The organism is Klebsiella terrigena (assembly GCF_006539725.1).
Classification (GTDB): Bacteria; Pseudomonadota; Gammaproteobacteria; order Enterobacterales; family Enterobacteriaceae; genus Klebsiella; species Klebsiella terrigena.
The window spans coordinates 14,408-27,868 of record NZ_BJNO01000040.1 but is presented as its reverse complement, the minus strand read 5'-3'; the positions used below and the strand labels follow the sequence as shown (position 1 = coordinate 27,868).

At 60.7% G+C, this 13,461-nt stretch carries 14 protein-coding genes; 3 read left to right on the top strand and 11 right to left on the bottom strand.

All coding sequences use genetic code 11. From position 1 onward, the window contains the following. Nucleotides 1-256: 256 nt before the first annotated feature. The 3 genes from RTE01_RS25525 to RTE01_RS25515 are packed head-to-tail and all read right to left on the bottom strand — an operon-like array spanning nucleotide 257 to nucleotide 3,461. Entirely contained in the window at nucleotides 257-1,792 is a 1,536-nt protein-coding gene (locus RTE01_RS25525) for a DHA2 family efflux MFS transporter permease subunit (RefSeq protein ID WP_041145780.1), read from the bottom strand. A gap of 10 nt (nucleotides 1,793-1,802) precedes the next feature. Further along, nucleotides 1,803-2,981 carry an efflux RND transporter periplasmic adaptor subunit gene (locus tag RTE01_RS25520; protein ID WP_041145781.1) on the bottom strand — a complete coding sequence of 393 codons (1,179 nt, stop codon included), beginning with the start codon at nucleotides 2,979-2,981 and terminating at the stop codon, nucleotides 1,803-1,805. 24 nt (nucleotides 2,982-3,005) lie between these two features. Next, nucleotides 3,006-3,461 carry a MarR family transcriptional regulator gene (locus tag RTE01_RS25515; protein WP_041145782.1) on the bottom strand — a complete coding sequence of 152 codons (456 nt, stop codon included), beginning with the start codon at nucleotides 3,459-3,461 and terminating at the stop codon, nucleotides 3,006-3,008. Nucleotides 3,462-3,709: 248 nt separating this feature from the next. Between RTE01_RS25515 and RTE01_RS25510 the strand changes: the two genes are divergently transcribed. Beyond that, nucleotides 3,710-5,335 carry a mechanosensitive ion channel family protein gene (locus RTE01_RS25510; protein ID WP_041145783.1) on the top strand — a complete coding sequence of 542 codons (1,626 nt, stop codon included), beginning with the start codon at nucleotides 3,710-3,712 and terminating at the stop codon, nucleotides 5,333-5,335. 50 nt (nucleotides 5,336-5,385) lie between these two features. Here RTE01_RS25510 and pcaC read toward each other — a convergent pair whose 3' ends face one another. Genes pcaC through RTE01_RS25480 form a run of 6 tightly spaced genes read right to left on the bottom strand, consistent with a single transcriptional unit; the run spans nucleotide 5,386 to nucleotide 10,450 of the window. Then, entirely contained in the window at nucleotides 5,386-5,775 is a 390-nt protein-coding gene (pcaC, locus tag RTE01_RS25505) for a 4-carboxymuconolactone decarboxylase (protein ID WP_134526296.1), read from the bottom strand. Continuing rightward, nucleotides 5,768-6,532, bottom strand: a complete 765-nt coding sequence (pcaD, locus tag RTE01_RS25500) for a 3-oxoadipate enol-lactonase (protein WP_041145785.1) — start codon at nucleotides 6,530-6,532, stop codon at nucleotides 5,768-5,770. The genes pcaC and pcaD overlap by 8 nt, the downstream gene beginning before the upstream one ends. Continuing rightward, nucleotides 6,522-7,874 (bottom strand): 3-carboxy-cis,cis-muconate cycloisomerase, encoded by a 1,353-nt coding sequence (locus RTE01_RS25495; protein ID WP_141335468.1) that lies wholly within the window; start codon nucleotides 7,872-7,874, stop codon nucleotides 6,522-6,524. The genes pcaD and RTE01_RS25495 overlap by 11 nt, the downstream gene beginning before the upstream one ends. 9 nt (nucleotides 7,875-7,883) lie before the next feature. After that, the gene (gene pcaF / locus RTE01_RS25490; protein ID WP_041145787.1) at nucleotides 7,884-9,086 is read right to left on the bottom strand and encodes a 3-oxoadipyl-CoA thiolase; all 1,203 of its coding nucleotides are present in this window, start codon (nucleotides 9,084-9,086) and stop codon (nucleotides 7,884-7,886) included. Between the two features lie 10 nt (nucleotides 9,087-9,096). Beyond that, a complete protein-coding gene (locus RTE01_RS25485) occupies nucleotides 9,097-9,753 on the bottom strand; it encodes a 3-oxoacid CoA-transferase subunit B (protein WP_041145788.1) in 657 nt (218 codons plus the stop codon). A gap of 10 nt (nucleotides 9,754-9,763) precedes the next feature. Next, entirely contained in the window at nucleotides 9,764-10,450 is a 687-nt protein-coding gene (locus RTE01_RS25480) for a 3-oxoacid CoA-transferase subunit A (protein ID WP_041145789.1), read from the bottom strand. A 167-nt stretch (nucleotides 10,451-10,617) separates the two neighbouring features. Here RTE01_RS25480 and RTE01_RS25475 point away from each other — a divergent pair, with 167 nt between their 5' ends. Further along, on the top strand, nucleotides 10,618-11,424 hold the full coding sequence (locus tag RTE01_RS25475; RefSeq protein ID WP_041145790.1) for an IclR family transcriptional regulator domain-containing protein: 807 nt from the start codon (nucleotides 10,618-10,620) through the stop codon (nucleotides 11,422-11,424). On the opposite strand, the gene smrA is transcribed toward RTE01_RS25475, so the two are convergent. Together smrA and RTE01_RS25465 are read right to left on the bottom strand one after the other, a co-directional pair. Beyond that, on the bottom strand, nucleotides 11,421-11,984 hold the full coding sequence (gene smrA, locus RTE01_RS25470; RefSeq protein WP_041145791.1) for a DNA endonuclease SmrA: 564 nt from the start codon (nucleotides 11,982-11,984) through the stop codon (nucleotides 11,421-11,423). The two genes, RTE01_RS25475 and smrA, sit on opposite strands and share 4 nt — an antisense overlap. Before the next feature lie 459 nt (nucleotides 11,985-12,443). After that, nucleotides 12,444-12,710, bottom strand: coding sequence for a hypothetical protein (locus tag RTE01_RS25465; protein WP_255313561.1), 267 nt, complete (start codon nucleotides 12,708-12,710; stop codon nucleotides 12,444-12,446). Nucleotides 12,711-12,838: 128 nt separating this feature from the next. On the opposite strand from RTE01_RS25465, the gene ogt reads away from it, so the two are divergent. Further along, nucleotides 12,839-13,354 (top strand): methylated-DNA--[protein]-cysteine S-methyltransferase, encoded by a 516-nt coding sequence (gene ogt, locus RTE01_RS25460; protein WP_041145792.1) that lies wholly within the window; start codon nucleotides 12,839-12,841, stop codon nucleotides 13,352-13,354. Nucleotides 13,355-13,461 lie beyond the last annotated feature (107 nt).

Here is a 13,461-nt window from a genome sequence, read left to right as displayed (position 1 = left end):
AAGGGCCCAGCTGCACGCCTTTTCGCCACCTGGCGTCCATCGTTGCGGATAGCAACAATGATTCAAACCATGCGGTGACCATGCGGACAGGCCGCTTTTATCGCCTCAGGCGTCCGGTGAGCGGAATCCCTCTCAGTTTGCCAGGGGGATCGCTCCGCTGGCGGCAGCCTCCTGGCGCCGAGGCCGCATGTTCTGCCAAAGGTCCGGTGAGCGGAACACCGCCAGACCAGCAGACTCGCCTTTCGACCCCGCGCGGCTAGTGTCCGGCGGACGGCGCGCCCGGCGCTCCGGCGCGGCTGAACGGCGGACGGGCAAACCAGATAACCACGATCAGCGCCATAAAGCCCCAGCCTAACACCCAGAAATAGTCGATGGTCGACATCATATAGGCCTGCTGCTCGATGGTTTTATCGATCAGCGCCATATGCTGCTGGGTCGCTCCGCCCATCTTCTCCACATAGTCCACCGCCGCCGGATTATAGGCGGAGACGCTTTCGGTCAGGTTGGCATGGTGGAACACCTCCCGCCGCGACCAGATCCAGGTAGTCAGCGAGGAGGCAAACGAGCCGCCCAGCACGCGGAAGAAGGTTGCCAGACCGGAACCCTCCGCCACCTCCGCCCCGCTGAGGTTCGACAGTACGATGGTGGTGATCGGCATAAAGAAAAACGCCACGCCGATCCCCATAAACAGCTGCACTTCAGCGATGGTGCGAAAATCGACGTCGGTGTTGAACTGCGCGCGAATCAGGCAGGAAGCTCCCATGGTCAGGAACGAGAGCGAAGCCAGAATACGCAGATCGAAATTATTGGCGTAGCGGCCAATAATCGGCGTCATCACCAGCGGCAGCACGCCCATCGGCGCGGCGGCAAGCCCTGCCCAGATGGCGGTGTAGCCCATCTGGGTTTGCAGCCACTGCGGCAGAATAATGTTGATGGCAAAAAACGCCGCGTAGCCCAGGGTCAGCGAGATCGTACCGATAGCAAAGTTACGGTCCTTAAACAGCCGCAGGTTGACTATCGGATGGCGCTCGCCCAGCTCCCAGATAACGAACGAAACCAGCGATATCGCCGAAATTACCGACATAATGACGATATGGATTGAGGCGAACCAGTCGAGGTCGTTGCCTTTATCCAGCACCACCTGCAGCAGCCCGACGCCAAGCACCAGCAGCGCAATGCCGATGTAGTCAATCGGCGCGTGGGTGGTGGTCTCTTCACGCTCGCGCATCTGCGTCCAGACCACAATCGCGGCAAAGATGCCGATCGGCACGTTGATGTAGAAAATCCACGGCCAGGAGTAGTTATCGGTGATCCAGCCGCCGGTTATGGGGCCAACAATCGGCGCCACGACCGTCACCATCGACAGCAGCGCGAGCGCCATGCTGCGCTTGCTCGACGGGAAGATAACCAGCAGCAGCGTCTGGCACATCGGGAACATCGGCCCGGCGAAGAAGCCCTGCAGGGCGCGAAAGATAATCAGCTCGGTCATGCTGTGGGCAAACCCGCACAGGAACGAGGTCAGGGTAAACAGCACTACCGAGCCGATAAACAGCTTTAGCTGACCGAAGCGCCGGGTAAACCAGCCGGTCAGCGGCAGCGCAATGGCGTTACACACCGCAAACGAGGTGATAACCCACGTCCCCTGATCGGCGCTCACCCCGAGGTTGCCGGCGATCGTCGGCAGCGCCACGTTGGCAATCGTGGAGTCCAGCACCTGCATAAACGTGGCCAGCGACAGCGCGAGCACCGCCAGCCACATATTGGGCGGCGTAAATGCGGCCTTATCTTGCATAACGTCTCTCTTAACGGGCGCCGGCGGCTACCGCTTTGCTGTTGTCATGAAGGATTTTAGCCACCAGCTGGTCCGCCTGTTCCAGCGGGTTCTGATACACATCCGTGGTGAAACGCGGGGCGCTAACGGTTTGCTGCGGCAGCAGATGGCCGTCGGTATCGCGAATATCAACGCGAACGTTCATCGACAGCCCCACGCGCAGCGGGTTTTTCTGCATATCATGCGGGTCCAGCGTAATGCGCACCGGCAGACGCTGGACGATTTTGATCCAGTTGCCGCTGGCGTTCTGCGCGGGCAGCAGCGAAAACGCGCTGCCGGTGCCGATGCCCAGGCTCTCAATGGTGCCGTGGTACTCCACGTCGTCGCCGTAGAGGTCCGCGCTCAGCGTCACTTTCTGCCCCAGGCGCATTGCGCTCATCTGGCTCTCTTTGAAGTTGGCATCGACCCACACCTCATTTAGCGGCACGATAGCCATCAGGGTAGTTCCCGAATCGACGCGCATGCCGAGCTGGACCGCGCGTTTGGCGACGAAGCCGCTGACCGGCGCAACGATGGTGCTGCGCGAATTATCCAGATAGCGCTGACGCAGCGTGGCTACCGCGCTTTTAATTTCGGGATGGCTGTCGATAACCGTGTCATCAACCATCGCCGTGTTGGTGCGTAACGCCTCCTGAGCGGCGGCTAAGTCGCTCTGCGCGCTGGTGACTGCGTCGCGATAGTGGGAGAGATCTTCCGCAGCGATGGCGCCGCTCTGGTAGATTTTCTGCCGCCGGGCGTAGTCGTTTTGCGCCGTCTGCAGGGCGACCCTTTTCGCCGCAACCTGCGCGCGGTAGTTATCCGCCGTGCTGTAGAGCCCGCGAACCTGGCGCACGGTGTTGGCCAGATTGGCTTCCGCCTGCTGCAGCGCAATTTCGGTATCGCTCGGGTCAAGCAGCACCAGCGGCTGCCCCTTCTGCACAAAATCCCCCTCGTCCACCGTGACCTGGGTCACCGTGCCGCCGATTTGCGGAGTGAGCGTCACCTGGTTGCCGTTAACGTAGGCATCATCAGTCGATTCATAGTAGCGGGCATACAGCAGATACCATGCCACGCCGCCGCCGGCGGCAAGCAGCAGAATAATCAGTAAAATAATAAAGTTGCGTTTGCGCTTGCTGCCGCGCTCGGCGTGCTGTGCAGGTGTGGTTTCCATCTTGTGCGGACCTTCTTGAATACGTTAGCGATGAGGAGCAACAATTTCGTCTGGCAGCATTTTTGTCATTAGCTCTACCAGTAAACGAGACTCGTCGGGGGTCAGTCGGGCGGTAAGGTCGCTGATGATTGACGCCAGCGCTTCATTAACAAAGCGCTCGCAAATCAGCTCGCCTTTGCCGGTCAGCGCCAGCACGACCTGCCGCTTATCCTGCGGATTAGGCGAACGGCTGATGAGATCGCGCTTGACCATCCGATCCACCATGCGGCTCATCGCCCCGGCGTCCATGACCAGATTTTTGCTGATCTCAACCGGACTGGTGACGCCCTTATAGATGCTGATCAGCACCTTAAACTGCGCGGCCGTGATATCCATGCCGGAGAAGTACTGGCTAATAAGCTGATCTTTATACTGATTTGCCAGATGGATTAATAAACCCAGATGGAACTTGTTATTGATAATACCCGGATGCTTATTCATGATATTTGCCTGGTCAATAATTACAAATGAAATTACTGACCAGGCATTTATTTGTCAATGCTGTGTCAAGAAGATCGCACATTTTGTCAGGATGGGGCGTCCCCTGCCGCTTCCCGGGCACCGGCACGCTCCTGCAGGCGAGTCTTGAATTCGCCTGACCCTCGGCTATGCTCAAAGCAGGTTCAGGTCAGTCACTGCCTTAGAGCGCCTGAAAAATAACAATAATTCTCTCTTTCCGGGTGCGGCTTATGAACAGAGTACGGGCGTTGTTTTTGGCATGGTTTACGCTGCTGCTGGCGCTTCCGCTCCACGCCGCCGAGCCGCGCGAGCAGCCAACGGATCGCGAGCGGGCGCGCACGGTATTTATCTTCCACCAGCCGATCGTCATGCTGCAGGCAACCTTCGGCCAGACCACCCCCGAAGAGCGCGTGCTGCGGGTACGTAATACTCTGCGCGCCTTCACGGAAGCCGATATCAGCCAGCCGCTGCAGGTGGTGCCGGTTACCCGCTACAACCTGCCTGGCCGCCTGTTTATGATGAACAACAAACCGGTGATGCTGCTCAGCCAGGCCGATCTTGATGAAGGCGACGATCTGACCCTCGATCAGGCGGCCCAGCGCGCGCTCACCCGGATTGAGGCGCAGCGGACCTCCCTGCGCGAACAGTACAACCGCTCATATCTGCTGCTGTCGGTCGGCAAAACCCTGGCCGGGGCCCTGGCGCTGGCCCTGCTCTATTACGCCGCGTACCGTTCGTGGCGGCGGGTGCGGCGTTTTTTCAATCTGCGCATTCTCGAGAAACGCAGCTGGATCCCGCAGAACTGGCGGCGCTTCCTCGGCAATATTGAAACCCGGCTCTATGCCCTGCTGATGGTGCTGCTCGGCACTCTGGCGCTTTACGTCTGGCTGAGCTGGGCCTTCGGCCTCTTTCCGTGGACCCGCGTGTGGAGCGAATCGCTGGGCGACTGGTCGCTGAAAGTTATCCAGGAGATTGCGCTGTCGATAATCTCTTCGCTGCCCGGCCTGCTGATTGTGCTGATTATTTTCCTGATAACCTGGTTTATTATCCGCCTGGTCAAGGTGCTGCTCGGCCAGGTTGAAGCCGGCCGCCTGCATATTCCCGGCCTGCACCCGGAGACCGTCGGCGCCACCCGCAGGCTTATCTCCGCGGCAATCTGGCTGTTTGCCCTCTCCGCCGCTTACCCTTTTCTCCCTGGAGCTAATTCGCTGGCCTTTAAGGGCATCAGCGTCTTTTTCGGCCTGATGTTAACCCTGGGATCAACCGGCATCATGAATCATGCCATGAGCGGGCTGGTACTGATTTACTCGCGCGCGCTGCACAAAGGGGACTGGATCCGCATCGCCGGCGATGAGGGTCAGGTCAGCGAAATCGGCATGCTGGCTACCAAAATTCAGACCCGTGAAAATTACATCGTCACCGTCCCCAACGCGGTGGTGGTGAGCGGCAAAATCATTAACCTCAGCGCGCAGAACCCCGGCCAGGGGGTCAACCTGACCGTTAGCGTGACGATTGGCTACGATACGCCGTGGCGCCAGGTCTGCGCCCTGCTGGAGCTGGCGGCGCACCGCGCTGAGGGCATCGACCCTGGCCTGCCGCCAAAAGTGCGCAAGCTGGCGCTGATGGACTGGTACACCTCCTACGAGCTGCAGGTGCGGCTGCTTGCCGAAACCACCGTACCGGAAGGGCGTAATGCGCTGCACGGCAGCGTGCTGGACGTGTTCAACGAGTTTAACGTGCAGATAATGTCGCCTAACTTTGTCCTGCAGCCGAAGGAGCCGGTGGTGGTGGCGAAGGAAAACTGGTACGCCGCGCCCGCCGCTGCGCCGGAAGAGATAAACAAAAAAGAGGGTTAACGCGAGGAGAGCCGGCCGCAAACGCTCGCGGCCCGGCCAGAGAACGCGGCCTATGCCTGCTGCACGTCCAGATCGTCAAACACCTGCTGCGCCAGGTGCATCGTGGCGTTGGCCGCAGGCAGGCCGCAGTAGAGCGCGGAGTGCATAATCAGCTCCTTGAGCTCATCGCGGGTCACGCCGTTATTAAACGCAGCGCGCAGATGCATTTTGAGCTCCGCTTCGCGATTAAGCGCGATCAGCATCGCGATGGTGATCATGCTGCGAGTATGGCGTTCCAGCCCCGGTCGGGTCCAGGTTTCGCCCCACGCGTAGCGGGTAATAAAGTCCTGAAACTCTTCATTGAGCGGGGTCAGCTTATCCAGCGTGCGGTCGACGTGGGCATCGCCCAGCACCTGACGTCGTACCGCCATTCCCTGCTGATAACGCGCCTTGTCATCCATGCTGCTCTCCCCGGAAGAATCCCAGTAATGCGGCGCTGAATGCGCCCGCCGCTTCGATATTAGACAGATGCGATGCGGAGACCACCACCACCTGCGAGGCGGGGATCTGCTGATGGAGAAAGTTGGCATCCGCCACCGTCGTGACAGGGTCACTTTCCCCGGCGATAATCAGGGTTGGCAGACTGATGTGCCCGACTTCACTGCGCAGGTCGGCCGCCGCCAGCGCTTCACAGCAGGCGGCATAGCCCTCAGCATCGCTATGGGTCAGCTGATGGCACAGGGATGCAACCACCTCCGGCGCCTTCTGGCGAAAGGCGTGGCTAAACCAGCGATCCGCCGCGCCGGCGGCCACCACGTCCATCCCCTCCTGACGGACGGCCCGCGCCCGCGAGAGCCAGCTGGCCTGGTCGCCAATTCGCGCGGCGGTATTGGCCACCGCGATGGCGTAAAATCGCTCCGGGGCGAAGCGTCCCAGCCACAGTCCGGTCAGTCCGCCCATCGAAATCCCGCAAAACCAGGCTTTCTCTATCTGCAGATGATCGAGCAGCGTAATAACGTCTTCGCCAAGCTGGGCGAGGGTCACCTTACCGCTTTTAGCGGTCTGACCATGACCGTGAGTGTCGTAGCGCAGCACGCGAAACCGCGCGGTTAGCGCGCCAAGCTGCGGCTGCCACATCGACCGGGTGGTGCCCAGCGAGTTGGAAAGAACGATAACCGGCGCACCTTCCGGGCCGTCAATCTGGTAATCAAGGTTCATCATGTTGTTCCTTGTAACGCGCCACGACCTGGCGCACAAAAATTTCCGCACTGCCGGTAGCCGTTGTCGGGTCCAGCAGCTGGGTTAAACGGGCTACGCTAAGATGCTGGCTGACCTGAGGGTCGCTTTCCAGCAGCGCCAGCAGCGGGCGCGACTGGTCAATCGCCTGGCGGCACAGCGCCTCGACCCGATGATGGGCGTCGGCCTTACCGATAAACTCCGCCAGCGCCAGGGTCACCGCTTCGGCCATAATCAGGCCGTGGGTCATATCGAGATCGGCGCGCATTTTCTGCGCGAACACCTGCATATCGCGCGCCAGCTCGACGCTCTGTTCCAGCGCGCCGCCGACGAGGGTAATCAGCTCAGGGAGCGTCTCCCACTCCGCCTGCCAGCCGCCGAGCGCGCGCTCGTGCTGCTGAACCTGGCCGGCATACAGGCAGGCCACCAGGCCCGGCGTACGCTGAGCCGCCGTCAGGATCGCCGCGCAGCCGACCGGGTTACGCTTGTGCGGCATCGTCGACGAACCGCCGCGGCCTTCTGCGACCGGCTCCGCCACTTCGGCAACTTCCGTCTGCATCAGCAGCGAAAAGTCGTTGGCAAATTTACCCAGCGTCCCGCAGACCCCGGCGTACCAGGCCCCCACTTCCAGCAGCCGATCGCGCTGGCTGTGCCACGGGGTGTCCGGCAGCGCCAGGCCAAGCTCGGCCGCCAGCCGCCCGGCGACCTCCGGTCCGTGCCCTTTTAGCGAGTCGAGGGTGCCCGCCGCGCCGCCAAACTGCAGCACCAGCACGCGGGCGCGCATTTCGCGCAGCCGCTGCTGCCAGCGCAGCAGCGCATCGAGAGTGCCCGCCAGCTTCAGGCCAAAGGTCACCGGCAGCGCGTGCTGCATCCAGGTGCGCCCCGGCATCACCGTATGCTGATGCCGCTGCGCCTGCCGCGCAAATTCAGCCATCAGGCGCTGCAGCAGGGAATCGGTCTCCGCCAGCGCGCCGCGCAGCTGCAGAACCAGACCGCTGTCGATAGCATCCTGGCTGGTGGCTCCCCAGTGGACGTAGCGAGCGGCCTGCGGGTCCGCAGCCTTAACGCAGGCGGTAAGCTGCCTGACCAGCGGGATCGCCAGGTTCCCGGCGTCGGCTGCAGCCTCTCCCAGCGCGGAGAAATCGATAAGCGAATGCCGGCAGGCGTTGACCACCGGCGCGACGGCCGCCTGGGGCACTATCCCGCAGGCGGCCTGGGCGCGGATCAGCGCCGCTTCAAAATCCAGCATCCCCTGTACCCGCTGCGCGTCGCTAAACCAGGCGGTCAGCGAGCTGCTGCGCATCATCGGGGTCAGCAAACTCATTTTGGCTCCTTAAACACGTTCAATAATCAGCGCAATTCCCTGGCCGACGCCGATACACATGGTGCACAGCGCGTAGCGCCCGCCGGTGCGCCGCAGCTGATAGGCGGCGGTCATCGCCAGCCGCCCGCCGGAGGCGCCCAGCGGATGGCCTAAGGCAATCGCCCCGCCGTTGGGGTTAACGTGCGCGGCGTCGTCGGCCAGGCCTAAATCGCGCGTCACCGCCAGCGCCTGGGCAGCAAAGGCTTCGTTCAGTTCAATCACGTCCATCTGCGCCAGCGTCAGCCCGGTCAGCGCCAGCACTTTACGTACTGCCGGAGCCGGACCGAAGCCCATAATTCTTGGCGCGACCCCGGCGGTCGCCACGCCGACAACGCGCGCCAGCGGCTGCAGGTCGTTCGCCATCAGCGCCTGCTCGCTGGCCAGCAGCAGCGCGCAGGCCCCATCGTTGACCCCGGAAGCGTTGCCGGCGGTCACCGAACCGTCGGCGCGCACCACGCCTTTTAGCTTCGCCAGCGCCTCCAGCGAGGTGCTGCGCGGGTGTTCATCGCGGGTAAACAGCAGCGGCTCGCCCTTACGCTGCGGGATCGAGACCGCAATCAGCTCATCGGCAAAGCGCCCGGCCTCCTGCGCCTCGGCGGTTCGCCGCTGGCTGCGCAGGGCGAAGGCGTCCTGGTCCGCGCGCGAAATCGCAAAATCAGCGGCCACGTTTTCGGCGGTTTCCGGCATCGAATCAACGCCATACAGCGCCTTCATCCGCGCGTTGATAAAGCGCCAGCCGATAGTGGTATCTTCAATCTGCATGCTGCGGCTATAGGCGTTTTCGGCCTTGCCCATGACGAAGGGCGCGCGCGACATGCTCTCTACTCCGCCGGCAATCATCAGCTGAGTCTCGCCGCTTTTGATTGCCCGCGCTGCGACGCCGATCGCATCAAGGCTCGAGCCGCACAGACGGTTAATGGTGCTGCCCGGAACCGTTTCCGGAAGTCCGGCCAGCAGCAGCGCCATGCGCGCGACGTTGCGGTTATCTTCGCCGGCCTGGTTTGCACAGCCGTAAATCACGTCATCGATGCGCGAAGGATCCAGTCCCGGATTGCGCTCCAGCAGCGCCTTGAGCGGCAGCGCGCCTAAATCATCGGCGCGCATCGGCGCCAGGGTGCCTGCAAAACGACCGAAGGGTGTACGCACCGCATCACAGATAAATGCCTGATTCATCATAGGTTCCTTACGCGCTTTTCGCCAGATGTTCGAAGGTCAACGCCACCGGAGTGATGCGCTGCAGCTCCTCAAAAGAGAGGCCGTTGAAGATTTCCCGCACCACCGGGCCGCCGGGGGTGATATCGATAACCGCGAGGTCGGTGTAGATTCGGCTGACGCAGCCAACGCCGGTCAGCGGATAGCTGCAGTGCTCAACCAGCTTGCACTCGCCGTCGCGGGTCAGATGATCCATCATCACGAAGACCTGACGCGCGCCGATAGCCAGGTCCATCGCCCCGCCTACGGCCGGGATCGAGTCCGGCGCGCCGGTGCTCCAGTTGGCCAGATCGCCGCGGGCAGAGACCTGATAGGCTCCCAGCACGCAGATATCGAGGTGGCCGCCGCGCATCATGGCAAAGGAGTCGCCGTGGTGGAAGAAACAGCCGCCTTTGAGTAGCGTGACGTACTCTTTCCCGGCGTTAATCAGCTCCGGATCCTCTTCGCCGGGCTGCGGTCTGCCGCCCATGCCCAGCAGGCCGTTTTCACTGTGCAGGAACACCTCTTTATCCGCGGGCAGATAGTTGGCGATGCGGGTCGGTAAACCGATACCGAGGTTCACATAGGCCCCTTCCGGGATATCGCGCGCCACGCGCTGGGCCATCTCATCACGAGTTAATTTTTGCATCGCTGGCTCCTCAGGCGCTCTGTGCGGTAACGGTGTTTTCCAGCGAGAAGACGCGCTGGACAAAAATCCCCGGAGTAATGATATTTTCCGGGTCCAGTTCGCCGAGGGTGACCAGGCGGGAGACCTCAACGATGGTGGTTTTGGCGGCGGTTGCCATGATCGGGCCAAAGTTGCGCGCCGCTTTGCGGTACACCAGGTTGCCCCAGCGGTCGGCGTGATGAGCCTTGATCAGCGCAAAATCGGCCTTAATCGGATATTCGAGAACGTAGTGGCGCCCGTCGATTTCGCGGGTCTCTTTGCCTTCCGCCAGCGGCGTGCCGTAGCCGGTCGGGGTAAATACCGCCCCCAGTCCGGCGCCGGCGGCCTGGATTCTGGCCGCCAGATTGCCCTGCGGAACCAGCTCCAGCTCAACCTTGCCGCGGCGGTAGAGGTCGTCAAAAATCTGCGAGTCAACCTGACGCGGGAAAGAGCAGATCATCTTGCTCACCCGTCCGGCCTTCAGCAGCGCCGCCAGGCCCACCTCACCGTTGCCCGCGTTGTTGTTGATAATGGTTAGGTCGCGGGCGCCCTGCTCAATCAGGGCATCAATCAGGTACGTTGGCTGACCGGCGGGACCAAAACCGCCGATCATGATGGTCGCGCCGTCGTGGATCCCGGCGATGGCATCGCTTAGCGTCGACACGCTTTTATCAATCATCAGGTCACTCCTTTATGTGCGGTAATCGCACTTATATACGTTGTTCGCACAAAATGTGACCCGCTTAACGATGTTGGTCAAGGGCGATAATCGAAATATGGTGCGATAATCGAACATCGTATATCTTTAGCGAAAGAATGTGATCGATGGCAAATATGGAGAACAAAATGGAGAAGCATCCAGACGATTTACTGACCGGCGATAGCGACCCGTTTAAGGGCGACCCGAACTTTATGGCCTCGCTGGCCCGCGGGCTGGAGGTGATTCAGGCCTTCACCCCGCAGCGCCCGGTTCTGTCGATCTCACAGATCAGCCAGAAGACCGGTATTCCGCGCGCGGCGGTGCGCCGCTGCCTCTATACGCTCGGCAAGCTGGGGTTTGTCTATGCTGAAGATGGTAAGAATTTTCAGCTGCGTCCGCGCATCCTCGCCCTCGGTCACGCCTGGCTGGCCTCAACCCCGCTGGCGCGTTCGGCCCAGCCGGTGCTCAAGCATCTGAGCGAAATGCTTAACGAGTCCTGCTCCATCGCCACCCTCGACGGCGACGATATTCTCTACATTGCCCGCGCCTCCAGCTCGCGCATTATGACTATCGATCTGGATATTGGCAGCCGGCTGCCGGCCTGGGCCACCTCGATGGGCCGGGTGCTGTTGAGCCATCAGCCGGAGGAGAAGCTGAACGATATGCTGGGCCGGGTGACGATGATTCGCTACACCCCGCAAACGGTGGATTCGGTGAATAAGCTGCGCGCCGAGCTCAAGCGCGTTCACCAGCAGGGCTACGCGCTGAACGATCAGGAGCTGGAGATGGGGCTGCGCTCGCTGGCGGTGCCGCTGTTTAACCCGCAGGGACAGGTTCAGGCGGCGCTGAACGTCGGCGTCCATGCCGGACAGGTTTCAACTCGCGAAATGCTGGATCGGGTGCTGCCCGAGCTGCAAAAAGCGGCCCGGGAGCTGACGCTGCTGCTGCGCTAGCGGCTGCGTTTGGCGTGGCGCTCCCAGTTTTCCTGCTTTGCCTCGGCCGATTTGCGCAGGGCGACGTAACACGCTCCGCTGCCGCCGTGATGGGCGGAGGCGACGCAAAACGCCTGCACTTCGGGAAGCTCTTCCAGCCAGCGCGCCAGGTAGCTGCGGATAATATTGGGGTGAGCGCTGTCGTCGCGCCCTTTGCCGTGAACAATCAGCACGTTGCGCAGCGACTCCTTCTGCGCCTGGTGCACAAAGGCAAACAGCATTTGCCGACACTTCTCGACCGGCTGGCGCAGCAGATTGAGGCTCGCCTGCTGGCTGTATTTCCCCAGCCGCAGCTTGTCCAGCACGCCGCTTTGTACCCCCTCGCGCCTGAACTCCAGCGGCGTTGCCAGCGGCAGCACGTCGAGGTAGCCGGTGGTCAAAAAGTTATCCAGCTGCAGCGCGTCGATGCGCTGCGGGGTGCGGGCGTGGCGCTCGGGATGCCACAGCACGTCGTTGCCGCTCTTCAGCGGCTGGACATCCTCCATGGCATCCAGAAATAGCGATTTGTCATCAAGGTTCATCAGCACTCCTCCGGCGACTATCGGAGGCTACTATAGCCGTCGCACCGCGCGCCCTCAACGCGTTTGTCGCCGGTCGCGCCGGCGGCGGCGTATCCTGCGCCCGTAGCCACCGGCACTCAGCCCGCGCGATCGTCGCGGTGACCAGCAGTGACGCCAGAGGAAGTTACTGAGAATAACGGCTGGATTGCTGAACGGGTGTATGGCGGAGGGGAATAACAGGTCGGCAAGCGATCGCTGTCAATACGCTTGCCGGACCTGCTGAGGCACCTAAAAATGTTTTTTCTTTAAGTGCATATCTTTCATTAGCTTATAAAGCGACTCGATCATAAGAGAGACAGCATTTAACAGCAAACCACTGATAATCAATATCAAAACGCCAGTTAGCATATATTGCATACCATCACCTTTCACGTTAACAAAAAAAAGCCAGCACTAATAACGTGCTGGCAAATAATTGACTCAAGGAATGCCTGTATAGTGTATTGCGGCGTCGGGTGCCTCCCGATGAATTAGCCCGTTCAAACTAATCCGCGTGCGTATGACAAACTGCATAGAGAGATGAACTGAACGCTCCTCCGCATAGGGGAATTTACCGCCCGGAGAAAGTAGCAAAATCCATTCAGACCCGCGCGGCGTAATTAATACAAAATTAAATATCGCCGGACCCGCTGCGATTTGGTTTTGCTTCTGCCCTGCAGGCAGCAGCAAAATGGAAAACATATTCATAGATTCGCCCCTTCAGCCACGCCGCTCGCCGTTCACCTTTATGGAGTATAGTTGCCCACCAGGATGACGTGATATCTTGTGTTCAGGGTGCAGTAATAATCATTTGAATCAGGTAATAAGGAAAAACGATGCTGATACTGCTTCAGGACAAAATCGATACCCCGGTCGGGCCGCTATGGATCGTTTGCGACGAGCAGTTCCATCTGCGAGCCGTTGAGTGGGAGGAGCACAGCGCACGGATGGAGCAGCTGCTGGAGCTGCACTATCGCCATGAAGGGTACCAGCGCGTGGATTCTCATGACCCGGGCGGGCTAAGCAGCAGGCTTGGCGACTATTTCTCCGGTGACCTTGCGGTTATCGAAACGCTGCCGACGGCGACGGCGGGCACCCCGTTTCAACGCGAGGTCTGGAAAACGCTGCGTACCATCCCCTGCGGCCAGGTCATGCACTACGGTCAGCTGGCGGAGGCATTAGGTCGGCCAGGCGCCGCGCGGGCGGTCGGGGCGGCCAACGGCTCTAATCCGGTCAGTATCGTGGTGCCCTGCCACCGCGTCATCGGACGTAACGGCACCATGACCGGCTACGCGGGCGGCGTGCAGCGCAAAGAGTGGTTATTGCGCCATGAGGGGTATTTGCTTCTTTGACCGTAAGTGCCTTTTATCGGAAGCATCCGGCAACTTTACAATCAAATATGCTCAGACATCTTATTTCTTATCAATGAGATAAAGGGGGTAATCGCTTTCCCCTTTTA

What these genes read in the sequence shown, in the direction of transcription:
- smrA (WP_041145791.1), bottom strand. Translation starts at nt 11,984, where the DNA reads ATGAACCTTGATGACAAATCGCTATTTCTGGATGCCATGGAGGATGTC.
- RTE01_RS25465 (WP_255313561.1), bottom strand. Translation starts at nt 12,710, where the DNA reads ATGAATATGTTTTCCATTTTGCTGCTGCCTGCAGGGCAGAAGCAAAAC.
- RTE01_RS25515 (WP_041145782.1), bottom strand. Translation starts at nt 3,461, where the DNA reads ATGAATAAGCATCCGGGTATTATCAATAACAAGTTCCATCTGGGTTTA.
- RTE01_RS25485 (WP_041145788.1), bottom strand. Translation starts at nt 9,753, where the DNA reads ATGCAAAAATTAACTCGTGATGAGATGGCCCAGCGCGTGGCGCGCGAT.
- pcaD (WP_041145785.1), bottom strand. Translation starts at nt 6,532, where the DNA reads ATGAACCTTGATTACCAGATTGACGGCCCGGAAGGTGCGCCGGTTATC.
- RTE01_RS25510 (WP_041145783.1), top strand. Translation starts at nt 3,710, where the DNA reads ATGAACAGAGTACGGGCGTTGTTTTTGGCATGGTTTACGCTGCTGCTG.
- RTE01_RS25525 (WP_041145780.1), bottom strand. Translation starts at nt 1,792, where the DNA reads ATGCAAGATAAGGCCGCATTTACGCCGCCCAATATGTGGCTGGCGGTG.
- RTE01_RS25495 (WP_141335468.1), bottom strand. Translation starts at nt 7,874, where the DNA reads ATGAGTTTGCTGACCCCGATGATGCGCAGCAGCTCGCTGACCGCCTGG.
- pcaC (WP_134526296.1), bottom strand. Translation starts at nt 5,775, where the DNA reads ATGGATGACAAGGCGCGTTATCAGCAGGGAATGGCGGTACGACGTCAG.
- pcaF (WP_041145787.1), bottom strand. Translation starts at nt 9,086, where the DNA reads ATGAATCAGGCATTTATCTGTGATGCGGTGCGTACACCCTTCGGTCGT.
- RTE01_RS25520 (WP_041145781.1), bottom strand. Translation starts at nt 2,981, where the DNA reads ATGGAAACCACACCTGCACAGCACGCCGAGCGCGGCAGCAAGCGCAAA.
- ogt (WP_041145792.1), top strand. Translation starts at nt 12,839, where the DNA reads ATGCTGATACTGCTTCAGGACAAAATCGATACCCCGGTCGGGCCGCTA.
- RTE01_RS25475 (WP_041145790.1), top strand. Translation starts at nt 10,618, where the DNA reads ATGGAGAAGCATCCAGACGATTTACTGACCGGCGATAGCGACCCGTTT.
- RTE01_RS25480 (WP_041145789.1), bottom strand. Translation starts at nt 10,450, where the DNA reads ATGATTGATAAAAGCGTGTCGACGCTAAGCGATGCCATCGCCGGGATC.